Raw genomic sequence first — 10,462 nt, 5'->3', positions numbered from 1 at the left:
CCTCCGTCACGGTCCGCGCTGGCGACACCCTGTCCGGGATCGCGCTGCGCCACGGCACCACGGTGAGCGCGGTGGCCGCGGCCAACGGCATCAACGCCGGCTCCTTCATCTATGCCGGCCAGAAGCTCCGGCTGCCGGGCGGCGGGGTCGCCAGCTCCGGCTCTTCGTCGGCGTCGGGGTCGTCGAACGCGGCGCCCACCGGTAAGCTAGACCGGCCTTACGACGAGTCCAACATCGGCTCCTACAAGGCTGGCGAGAAGGTGCCGGACACCTTCCTGCACTACCACTACAGCAGCGGCGTCGCCCGGTCCGCAGCCGCCAACCGCGAGTATCTGGCCGCCGTGGACGTCCCCAGCCGCGCGGAGATGAAGAACCTGATCGCGGCCAGCGCCAAGAAGCACGGCGTCGACAGCAAGCTCATGCTGGCGCTCTCCTACCAGGAGTCCGGGTGGAACCACCGCGCCGTCTCCCCCGCCAACGCGATCGGGGCGATGCAGGTCATCCCCTCCTCGGGCCAGTGGGCCTCCTCCCTGGTCGGCCGCCAGCTCAACCTGCTCGAGCCCAAGGACAATGCTGAGGCAGGCGTCGTGATCATCAAGGCGCTGCTCTCCTCAGCGAGCAGCAGGGACCACGCGATCGGCGGTTACTACCAGGGCTTGGCCAGCGTCCGTCAGTACGGCTTGTTCGCCGACACCAAGCGCTATGTCAGCAACATCAAGTACCTCATGACCACGATCTGACACCACCAGCACCACTGACACCAGCCTCGGCTAGGCCACCACCTCCCACCCTGCGGCGACCAGCCTCCGTACAGTGATCGGGTGACCGACGTGGACGACCCCCTGATCGGCCGCCTTATCGACGGCCGATATCAGGTCGACGCCGAGCTCGCCCGTGGCGGGATGGCGACGGTCTATCGGGCGCGGGATCTGCGGCTAGACCGCGCGGTCGCGCTCAAGGTGATGCGCGCGGACCTCGCCCGCGATGACGCCTTCGTCCGTCGCTTCGTCCACGAGGCGCACGCCGCCGCCCGGCTCCAGCACCCACACATCGTCAACGTCTATGACCAAGGCGAGGATGGCTCCGTCGTCTACCTGGCGATGGAGCTGGTCGAGGGCCGGACGCTGCGCGACGTGATCCGCGCCGAGGCACCGCTGTCCACCCGCGCGGCGCTGACGCTGCTCATCCCGGTCACCGAGGCGCTCGCCGCAGCGCACGCCGACGGCATGATCCACCGCGACGTCAAGCCCGAGAACGTCCTCCTCGGGCTCCGACGCAGCAACCAGGTCAAGGTCGCCGACTTCGGTCTGGCCCGCATCGAGGGTGTCCCGAGCGTGACCACCGAGATGCTCTGGGCCACAGCCGCCTATCTGGCGCCCGAGCAGGTGGAGCACGACAGCTCGGATGCGCGGACCGATGTGTATGCCGTGGGGTTGCTCCTCTTCGAGCTCGTCACGGGCCACAAGGCGTTCCCTGGCGATGACCCCCTCCGGGTCGCCTACGAGCACGTGCACGGCGGGGTGCCGCGCGCCCGCGAGTTGGTGCCCAGCGTCCCTGTCGCCGTCGAGGAGCTGATCCTGCGGGCCAGCGCCTCCGACCCGCAGGATCGCCCGCAGGACGGCTCCGAGCTGCTCACCGAGCTCCGCCTCCTGCAGCGCTCGCTCTCCGAGGCCGAGCTGGAGGCCGTGCCCTATCGCGACGAGACCGTCGCCGTCCCGCGCCTGGGGACCGACGCGACTCAGGTGGTCGGCCCGGCCAGTGCCGCCTCGGCGACCCGCCGCATACCGGTGGGACGCGACGCCCCCGCCAACGCCGGGAAGTCCACGTCGGCTGGCACGCCCCCCGAGACGCGTTATGCGCGCACGACCGGCAACCGCGCCCCCGCTCCCCGCCAGTCCGTCCCTGCAAGCCGACGCCAACGGACCGGCTCCTCCGGCTGGGGCTGGGTGCTGGGCACGCTGCTGCTGCTCCTGCTCGCCGGTGGCGGCTTCGGCTACTGGTATCTGACCGAGGGTCCCGCCGTCCACTCCGCCATGCCCGTCGTCGTCAACCTGAGCGAGCAGGAGGCCCGCTCCACCCTGGACGCGCAGGACCTCGACGCGGTCGTGGAGTACGCCTTCTCCGAGGACACCGCCAAGGACGTGGTCATGAAGGCCGATCACGAGCCCGGCGCCGTGCTGCGCCACGGCACGGATGTGCTCCTGACCGTCTCACGAGGGCTGGAGCGGTATGCCGTGCCACGGCTGGACGGGCTCACCGTCGCCGACGCCACCACGCAGTTGGCGGCGGAACACCTCACGCTCGGCGAGCAGACCCTGACCTATCACGAGTCAGTCGCCCCGGGCCAGATCGTCAGCAGCAACCCGACCACGGGCAGTGAGCTCCCGCCGGGCACCCCCGTCGATGTGGTGGTGAGTCAAGGCCCCGCTCCCGTCGACGTCATCGACGTCTCAGGAAAGTCGGAGCAGGAGGCCCGGGACCTGCTCGGTGCCGCGGGGCTCACCGTCGAGGTCGCGCCCGACCGAGTCTTCTCCGAGACGGTGCCCGACGGCGCGGTCGTCAGCCAGGATCCCGGCCCCGGCCAGGTGGAGCGTGGCAGGACCGTCCAACTGGTCCTGTCCAAGGGCCCAGCGCTGGTGCGGGTGCCCTCCGTCATCGGTCGCCAGTTCAGCCAGGCAGAGCGCGAGCTGACCGAGCTCGGCCTCGTCGTCACGCGCGAGGACGTCCGCGGCGGATTCTTCGGCACCGTTCGCGAGCAGTCGATCGAGCCGGACACCGAGGTGCCGAAGGGGTCGCAGATCGTCCTCGCTGTGGTCTGAGGGGTCCGACCGCGCTCTGGTGCAGGTCGCGCTCAGCCTTGGTGCGCCCAGCGTTCCTCGAGGTCGACCCTGCCCCGCGGGTGATAACCGTGCCCTTCCCAATAGCCCACCTGCGCCACCCGGTGATAGGTCAGCTCCGCGATCCACTTCGGGCCCTTGAAGCCGTAGAGCTGAGGCATGACCACGCGGGCCGGCCACCCGTGTTCGGGGGTGAGCGGCTCACCGTCGGCGTGGGTGGCCAGCAGCGATCCGGGCTGGAGCAGGTCCTCGAGCAGGACCGCGCTGGAGTAGCCGCGGTGCGCAGCCAGGAGCACATGGTCGGCGCCCGGCTCGGGTGGGGCCAGCGCGATGATGTCGCTCATCCGGACCCCTCCCCACCGCACGGAAGGCACGGTGTGGCGGTCGACGCAGTGCATGCCTGCGACCAGCTCGACCTGCGGCAGCGACTCCAGCGCCCCTTGGTCGAGGACGAGCAGGCCGCCGTCGCTGGTGCACCCGCCGATCGTCAGGCGCCACTGGTGGGCGTCCAGATGGGGCACCTTGCCGTAGTGGGAGGCACGCCAGACCTCCGTCGGCCGCTGCCCCGGGGGCAACGCGCCGACCGGACCGTCCGGGAGGGCTGTCACCGTTCTGCCTCCGCCTCCTGCCCCGCCCCGGCGAGCAGGTCGACCAGCTCTCGCTGCGCATGGTCAGTCATCTCATCGTCGACGTCCAGGTGCCAGACGAACCGCACCTGGCGGGCATCCATCGCAAAGCCGAGGACGCCGACCGCGGCCGCGGCCCTGGTGAAGGCCGCTGCGTCCCACCCGGCCGCGCTCACGTCGACGACCAGGATGTTGGTCTGGACGTCAGCAGGGTCGACGATGCCCGGTGCAGCGCCGGCCAGCGCTTGCGCGACACGGTGTGCGCGCGCATTATCCTGCGCGAGGCGCTCGAGGTGGTGATCGAGGGCGTAGAGCCCGGCGGCGGCCAGCATCCCGACCTGGCGCATGCCGCCACCGAGACGCTTACGCCATACCCTGGCCGCCGCGATGCGCTCGGCCGACGCGGCCAGGACCGACCCGACGGGAGCACCGAGGCCCTTGGACAGGCAGACCGAGACCGTGTCGGCGCACGCGCCGTAGTCGCTCAACGAGACACCGGTGGCGACGTGGGCGTTCCACAGGCGAGCACCGTCGAGATGGACGCCGACGCCGACGGGCGCGGTCTGCGCCCGCAGTCGACGCATGTCTTCGATCGGCTGGATCGTGCCTCCGCCGAAGTTGTGGGTGTTCTCTACGACCACGCAGGCGGTGCTCACCAAGTGGGGGCCGCCGTCCGGGACCATGACCGCGAGCGCGGTGTCGACGTCGAGGCGACCGCGGGGTGTGACCCAGGTGCGGGAGGTGATGCCGGAGTATGCCGCGGCCGCGCCCATCTCGGCCCGCAGCACGTGCGCGAGGTGGTCGGAGATGATCTCTTGTCCCTGTCCGGCGTGCAGGCGCAGGCCGACCTGGTTGGCCATCGAGCCGGTCGGCATGAACAGCGCCGCCTCGTGGCCGAGCAGGTCGGCCACACGCGCCTCCAGTTGCGCGACCGTCGGGTCCTCGCCATACACATCGTCCCCGACCGGTGCTGCCGCCATCGCCGCGCGCATCGCGTCGGTCGGCCTGGTGAGCGTGTCCGAACGCAGGTCGGCGACGACCCCGGAGCGGCTGCTGTGGTCGGCCGGCACGTCAGTACACCCCCCGGTCGAGCATCTCCGCGACCAGGAACGCCAGCTCGAGACTCTGCTGGTGGTTGAGCCGCGGGTCGCACAGGGTCTCGTAGCGCAGGCCCAGGTTGTCCAGGTTGACCTCGCTGGTGCCACCGACGCACTCGGTCACGTCGTTGCCGGTGAGCTCGACGTGGATGCCGCCCGGGTGGGTGCCGGCCTCCAGGTGCGCGGCGAAGAAACCCCGCACTTCCTCCACGACATCCTCGAACCGGCGGGTCTTGTGATTGCTGGACGTGGTGAAGGTGTTGCCGTGCATCGGGTCGCAGATCCAGCTGACATGCCGGGCGTCCTCACCCAGCGACGTGAGCAGGCCCGGCAGGACCTCTTGGATCGTGGCGGCGCCCATCCTGGTGATGAAGGTCAGCCGGCCAGGCACCCGGTCCGGGTCGACCTTGTCGATCAACCTCAGCACGGTGTCGCGGTCGGCGGTCGGACCGAGCTTGACCCCGATGGGGTTGTGCACGCGGGAGACGAAGTCGATGTGTGCACCATCGAGCTCCCGGGTGCGCTCGCCGATCCACAGGAAGTGGCTGGAGGTGTCGTAGAGCAGCCCGGTGCGGTGGTCACGGCGCACGAGCGGACGCTCGTAGTCCAGCACCAGCGCCTCGTGCGCGGAGAAGAACTCAACCCGACGCATCTCCTCCGCGTCGGCGACTCCCGAGGCCTCCAGGAACCGGACCGCGCGATCGATCTCATGAGCCATCTGCTCATAGCGCGCTTGAGCCGGGCCCTTGATGAAGCCCTTGTTCCACGCGTGGACGCTGCGCAGGTCGGCGAACCCGCCGGTGGTGAAGCCGCGGACGAGGTTGAGGGTCGCCGAGCTCGCGTGGTAGGCGCGCAGGAGCCGATCCGGGTTGTGCCGACGCGACTCGGGGGTGAAGGCGAAGCCATTGACCATGTCGCCGCGGTAGGCCGGCAGCGTCTGCCCGTCGCGGGTCTCTGTGTCCGAGCTGCGTGGCTTGGCGAACTGCCCCGCCATCCTGCCGACCTTGACGATCGGCATCCCTGCGCCGTAGGTGAGGACCACCGCCATCTGCAGGATGGTCTTGATCCGCTCACGGATGTTGGGGCCGGTGACCTCGGCGAGGGTCTCTGCGCAGTCACCACCCTGGAGCGCGAAGGCTTTCCCCTGACTGACCGCAGCCATCCGGGTGCGGAGCAGGTCGCACTCACCGGCAAAGACGAGGGGCGGATAGGCCGCGAGCACGGAGAGGGCCTGCGCCAGCTCGGCAGGGTCCTGCCAGGTCGGCTGCTGGGAAGCAGGCAGTTGCGGCCAGTCGGTCGTCAGTCCGGAGTGGACCTCCGGGTTGGTGGTGTCAGTGCTCACCTGACCCATCGTAGGACCCGGGCGGGAGTGTTCTTGACGCGGCGTCAGTGCTGGGAGTCGGGGCCTGGTCCGACTCGCCGTCGATCGGGTGGTCCCCACCAGCGTCGGAGGAGTCGGAGGCTCCGGGGGGGGCCAAGGGATCGGCGCCGGCCCTGGCGCGGCGGGCGGCGATGCCCTCTCGCGCCTTCTCACTCGCCTCGACGATCCCCTCTCGGGCCTTCTCGCTCGCCTCAAGGATCCCCTCTCGCGCCTTCTCGCTCGCCTCGACGATCCCCACCCTCGCGTGGCCTAGGCCGGCCCTCGCCTGGTCCAGCCCAGTCCTGGCCCGGGTGGCCAGCCGCTCCTTGACGCTCGCGGCATACTCATCGACGTAGTCCTGGCCAGAGAGGCGTTGCAGCTCACGCATCACGTCATCGGTGATCTTGCGCAGCACCTCATGGTCGTCAGTGCGGCCTGCGTACTGCGGATAGTGCATCGGCCGCCCGATCCGGATGCCGATCTGCACGATGTTGGGGATTTTCTGACCGGTGGGCTGGGCTTTGTCGGTGTCGATCATGGCGCAGGGGATGATCGGGACGCCCGCCTCCAGGGCCAGCCTGGCCATCCCCGTCTTGCCCCGATAGAGCTTGCCGTCCGGCGACCGCGTGCCTTCGGGGTAGATCCCGAAGAGATCTCCGCGCTCCAGCACCTGCAGGCCCTTCGCGAGCGCGTCCTTGGCAGCGTTGCCACCGGAGCGGTCGATGGGGATCTGGCCGGTGATGATGAAGAACCGCTTGACGAGCCAGCCCCTGACTCCCTTGCCCGTGAAGTACTCCTGCTTGGCCGGGAAGATGATCCGTCGGCGCACCGCGACCGGCAGGAAGATCGAATCGGAGAAGCTCAGGTGGTTGCTGGCCAGGATCGCCGCCCCCTCGTCGGGGATGTGGTGTAACCCCTCCACCCGTGGGCGGAAGATCAGGCGGACGGGAGGCCCCACCACAAAATGCTTGAGGATCCAGTAGATCAAGGTGCGTCCTCCTGCGCGTCTGCGCGCCATGGTGGTCTGGTCCGCGCCGACTCTACCCCCGACAGCGCGTGCAAGGATGATGACTGTGCACCTCCTCCCCGGCGCAGAGCCTTTCCTTAGCCCCGGTCGCGGCGAGCGCGCCCGCACCGGAGTGCTGGTGGTCCACGGGCTGACGTCGACGCCGCAGACCGTTCGTCCGATCTTTGCCGACCTGGCAGCGCTTGGGTATGCCGTGAGCGCTCCCCTCCTGCCTGGCCACGGGACGAGTGTCGCCGACCTGGCCAGGACGAGGTATGACGACTGGTTCGGGGCCGTGGAGGCCGCTGCGGCGGACCTGCGCTCGGGGGTCGACCGACTGGTCGCGGTGGGCCTGAGTCTGGGCGGCGCGCTCGTGGCCGAGCTCGCGGCGAGGCACCCGGAGCAGGTGTACGGCCTGGTGCTGGTGAACCCTGCCTTCACTGCGACCGACCCTCGGCTCAAGGTGTTGCCCCTCCTGAAGTATGTCGTGCCGAGCCTGGCCGGGCTCGGCAACGACATCCGCAAGCCCGGCGGCGATGCGGAGATTGCCTACGACCGGTTGCCGCTGAAGGCCTTCGCCTCGTTTGTCTCGCACTGGCCGCACCTGCAGGACCTGCTCGCCGACGTGCACCAACCCGTGCTGCTGCTGCGCTCCGCCCATGACAAGGTCGTCCCCCGCCGCTCGGCCGAGGTCTTCTTCGAGCGGGTGGGCAGCGCCGATGTGCGCGAGGTGGTCCTGCCCAACTCCGGGCACGTGGCGACCCTGGACTACGACGCCGCCGAGCTGCTACGGCATACCCGCGAGTTTGTCGCCCGCCTCAGCGGCGAGACGACCGACACGGTGGAGCGCGGATGACGGCCGCGCCGGACCCGCGGCCAGACGATCCCGAGGACCTGGACCGACGCTTCCGGGAGATTGTCGCGGCCTATCAGCTGGAGGAGCCCACCACCGGATCGCAGCGCCCCACCTCCGATGACGACTCGAGCACCCGTCCGCGGGAGGGCCGCTTGGGCCAGGAACCTACGGCGCCACGGGAGAAGCCTCCAGCGCCACGTGAGGAGTTGCCGGCACCGCGCTCGATGGGCCACCTGGGCACCGGCACACCCCCCGGCATGGCGACCGACCACCGGTCCTACGAGCCTCCTGAGGACCCTGACGAGGACCATTTCATCCCGCCCCCGACCCCACCCCTGCCGGTGGGCGACCTGCACTTCTGGGGGATCGTGATCGGTCTGGCCGGCGGACCCCTGCTGCTCTTCCTCTCCGCGGTCATCCCGCTTCTGGGCTCCACCTGGGCCTTCGTCGGAGCCGTGCTGCTGACCGGCGGCTTCATCTTGCTCATCCTGCGTCTGCCGCGCCACCGCAACCATGACGACTGGGGCGCTCAGGTCTGAGGCCTGGGTCCCCTGGCGACGGTGCACCCGGTCAGCGACCACGTGTGGGCATCGTGCGCCGAGCACCTAGAACTGCAGGTCGACCCAGACGGGCAGGTGGTCCGTCGCGCTGGCCAACTCAGCGCGGTGGCCGCGCAGCACCTCCTGGTCACCCGGTGTGGCGCTGCGGTGTCCTCGGGCAAAGATGGCGTCGATCCGGTGACGAGGGTTCTTGGCCGGGAAGGTCGGGCGATCGTCACTCACCTCGACCAGCCGTTGGGCTAGCGTGCCCCAGGCGGCGCCGTCCTCGCCCTCGTTGAGGTCGCCGCCGATGATCAACGGCTCGTCGTCCGGGGTGTGAGGGTCCGCCTCGATCTCTTGGAGCACCGTCCGAATGTGGGTCACGCGTTCCTTATCGACCAACGACAGATGCACCGAGACGACGGTGGCCGCGATGCCACCGGGGCGGCTCACGCGGGCAAGGGTATAACTGCGGGGATTGTCTCGGATGCCAACCTTGAGCTTGCGGTCTTGTGAGTCGCTGGCGTCGACCCGGATGTTGGTCATCAGGCTGGTCCCGCTCACCAGCCGCGTCCGACCCGACCAGAGCAGACCGCACTCGCGAGCGAACGCGCTGATGGCATAGCTGGAGCCGGGAAATCGGGGGACTTCCTGCAGAAGCAGCACATCGGGGTCGATGGCGCGCACGACGGCTGCGCTGGCATGAGGGTCGTCCTTGAGTCCCCGGAGGTTGTACGAGGCGACACGCAGGACAGATCCGGGTGAACTCGGCGGCATGTGCCCATCTTGGCAAACGACTGCCCGCGATCTACATCCGGTCTGAGGGCGAGCGTTGTCGGTGTCGGACGAGGTCAGCGGCACCGACAACGCCCGCCTGCGCGCCGAGGGCCGCCGCACGGACCCATGGCAGCGGTCGATATCCCCGGCCCGGCAGCTGGGCAGCCAGGGCGGCACGCGCCGGCACCAGGAGCAGCTCTCCCGCCTCGCTGACGCCACCTCCCACGACAAAGCCGGACGGATCCAGTGCCCCGGCGAGATTGGCCAGCCCCACGCCGAGCCATCCCCCTACCTCCTCGATCGCCTCCAGCGCTGCCGGGTCGCCGGCACGGGCGGCGCTGGTGACGTCCTGTCCGCTGAGTCGGTCCGCATCCTCACCGCAGAGCCCGAGCAGCGCCGAGGCTCGCGGACCGCCGCCCCGGAGGATCGCGCGCCCGGAGCGTCGCAGCACCGAGCCGGAGGCATACTGCTCCCAGCAGCCGTGGTTGCCGCACTCGCAGGCGCGCCCTTGCGGCACGACGACCATGTGACCAAACTCCCCCGCCAATCCTCCCGCGCCCCGCCACAGCTGCCCATCCACCACCAGTGCACCCCCGATGCCGGTGCCGAGCGTGACCATGACCAGGTGGCGCACGCCTCGTCCGGCCCCGAATCGGAGCTCCCCCCAGGCTGCTGCGTTGGCGTCGTTGTCGACGACCACGGGCAGCCCGAGGCGGGCTCGCAGGACCTCTGCCAGTGGCTCGTTGCGCCAGGCCAGGTGCGGCGCAAACACCACTTCTCCCTGGTCCCCGTCCACGAAGCCGGCTACCCCGACCCCCACCCCGACGATCGCGGTGGCTCGGTCCAGACGTCGCAGGAGGGCGTGCACGACCCCCACCGTGGCCTCCACGGCCTCGGCCGGGTCGGTCAGCCTTCCGGGGCTGTCCCTGCCGCTCGACTCGACCAGGTGGCCGGCACGGTCCACCAGCCCGGCCTTGATCCTCGTCCCACCGACATCGACCCCGATGGCTAGGTCCGCGCTGTTCATCAACGATCTCCTTCTGTGCGCTGGTGCCTTCGTGAGTATGCCGTGCACGGGGCCGACCTGCGCCCAGCCGAGGGCTGCGCGACCTCTAGCTCAGAGCAGGTCGCGGCCACCGACGATGTGGTCCTTGCCGGGAACGACGCGGTGCACGGCGACCCACGCCCGATCTTCTAGCCCACCGCAAACCCACTGTTGACCTCGGCGCGCGCGATCGCCGCCTCATGCGGGTGCACCAAGCCAGCCCGGACGAACGCGCTGACGGCAGCGAGCTCGTCGCTGTCGAGTGCGGCCGATCCACGGTCGAGCCCTGCATGGTCGAAACCTGCCCGTTCGAAACCTG

The 10,462-nt window shown here is 69.9% G+C and carries 10 protein-coding genes; 4 read left to right on the top strand and 6 right to left on the bottom strand.

Annotated elements, in window-relative coordinates; genetic code table 11:
• Both Q4P07_RS10355 and pknB read left to right on the top strand, forming a co-directional pair.
• The coding region (locus tag Q4P07_RS10355; RefSeq protein ID WP_303374837.1) for a lytic transglycosylase domain-containing protein at positions 1-740 on the top strand (740 nt) is incomplete at its 5' end.
• 81 nt (positions 741-821) lie between these two features.
• Positions 822-2,819 (top strand): Stk1 family PASTA domain-containing Ser/Thr kinase, encoded by a 1,998-nt coding sequence (pknB, locus tag Q4P07_RS10350; protein ID WP_303374836.1) that lies wholly within the window; start codon positions 822-824, stop codon positions 2,817-2,819.
• A 32-nt stretch (positions 2,820-2,851) separates the two neighbouring features.
• Here pknB and Q4P07_RS10345 read toward each other — a convergent pair whose 3' ends face one another.
• Genes Q4P07_RS10345 through Q4P07_RS10330 form a run of 4 tightly spaced genes read right to left on the bottom strand, consistent with a single transcriptional unit; the run spans position 2,852 to position 6,938 of the window.
• A complete protein-coding gene (locus Q4P07_RS10345) occupies positions 2,852-3,445 on the bottom strand; it encodes a molybdopterin-dependent oxidoreductase (protein ID WP_303374835.1) in 594 nt (197 codons plus the stop codon).
• On the bottom strand, positions 3,442-4,533 hold the full coding sequence (locus tag Q4P07_RS10340) for a low specificity L-threonine aldolase (protein WP_303374834.1): 1,092 nt from the start codon (positions 4,531-4,533) through the stop codon (positions 3,442-3,444). Before Q4P07_RS10340 ends, Q4P07_RS10345 begins: the two co-directional genes overlap by 4 nt.
• A 1-nt stretch (position 4,534) precedes the next feature.
• Complete coding sequence (locus Q4P07_RS10335; RefSeq protein WP_303374833.1) at positions 4,535-5,902, bottom strand: class II 3-deoxy-7-phosphoheptulonate synthase; 1,368 nt, start codon at positions 5,900-5,902, stop codon at positions 4,535-4,537.
• A complete protein-coding gene (locus tag Q4P07_RS10330; RefSeq protein WP_368660274.1) occupies positions 5,892-6,938 on the bottom strand; it encodes a lysophospholipid acyltransferase family protein in 1,047 nt (348 codons plus the stop codon). The genes Q4P07_RS10335 and Q4P07_RS10330 overlap by 11 nt, the downstream gene beginning before the upstream one ends.
• A gap of 49 nt (positions 6,939-6,987) precedes the next feature.
• Between Q4P07_RS10330 and Q4P07_RS10325 the strand changes: the two genes are divergently transcribed.
• Together Q4P07_RS10325 and Q4P07_RS10320 are read left to right on the top strand one after the other, a co-directional pair.
• The gene (locus tag Q4P07_RS10325) at positions 6,988-7,782 is read left to right on the top strand and encodes a carboxylesterase (protein WP_303374832.1); all 795 of its coding nucleotides are present in this window, start codon (positions 6,988-6,990) and stop codon (positions 7,780-7,782) included.
• Positions 7,779-8,321 (top strand): hypothetical protein, encoded by a 543-nt coding sequence (locus Q4P07_RS10320; protein WP_303374831.1) that lies wholly within the window; start codon positions 7,779-7,781, stop codon positions 8,319-8,321. The genes Q4P07_RS10325 and Q4P07_RS10320 overlap by 4 nt, the downstream gene beginning before the upstream one ends.
• A gap of 66 nt (positions 8,322-8,387) precedes the next feature.
• On the opposite strand, the gene Q4P07_RS10315 is transcribed toward Q4P07_RS10320, so the two are convergent.
• Both Q4P07_RS10315 and Q4P07_RS10310 read right to left on the bottom strand, forming a co-directional pair.
• Complete coding sequence (locus Q4P07_RS10315) at positions 8,388-9,098, bottom strand: endonuclease/exonuclease/phosphatase family protein (RefSeq protein ID WP_303374830.1); 711 nt, start codon at positions 9,096-9,098, stop codon at positions 8,388-8,390.
• Positions 9,099-9,129: 31 nt separating this feature from the next.
• Entirely contained in the window at positions 9,130-10,125 is a 996-nt protein-coding gene (locus tag Q4P07_RS10310) for an ROK family glucokinase (RefSeq protein ID WP_303374829.1), read from the bottom strand.
• Positions 10,126-10,462: the final 337 nt, after the last annotated feature.

It is taken from the genome of Ornithinimicrobium sp. (genome assembly GCF_030537745.1).
Classification (GTDB): domain Bacteria; phylum Actinomycetota; class Actinomycetes; order Actinomycetales; family Dermatophilaceae; genus Ornithinicoccus.
Note: the sequence above shows the minus strand (reverse complement) of the source record. Positions and strands in the feature narration are given on the sequence as shown.

Excerpts from the sequence above, each read along its gene's own strand:
- Q4P07_RS10330 (WP_368660274.1), bottom strand. The coding sequence starts at position 6,938 with ATGGCGCGCAGACGCGCAGGAGGACGCACCTTGATCTACTGGATCCTC.
- Q4P07_RS10325 (WP_303374832.1), top strand. The coding sequence starts at position 6,988 with ATGACTGTGCACCTCCTCCCCGGCGCAGAGCCTTTCCTTAGCCCCGGT.
- Q4P07_RS10320 (WP_303374831.1), top strand. The coding sequence starts at position 7,779 with ATGACGGCCGCGCCGGACCCGCGGCCAGACGATCCCGAGGACCTGGAC.
- Q4P07_RS10315 (WP_303374830.1), bottom strand. The coding sequence starts at position 9,098 with ATGCCGCCGAGTTCACCCGGATCTGTCCTGCGTGTCGCCTCGTACAAC.
- Q4P07_RS10310 (WP_303374829.1), bottom strand. The coding sequence starts at position 10,125 with ATGAACAGCGCGGACCTAGCCATCGGGGTCGATGTCGGTGGGACGAGG.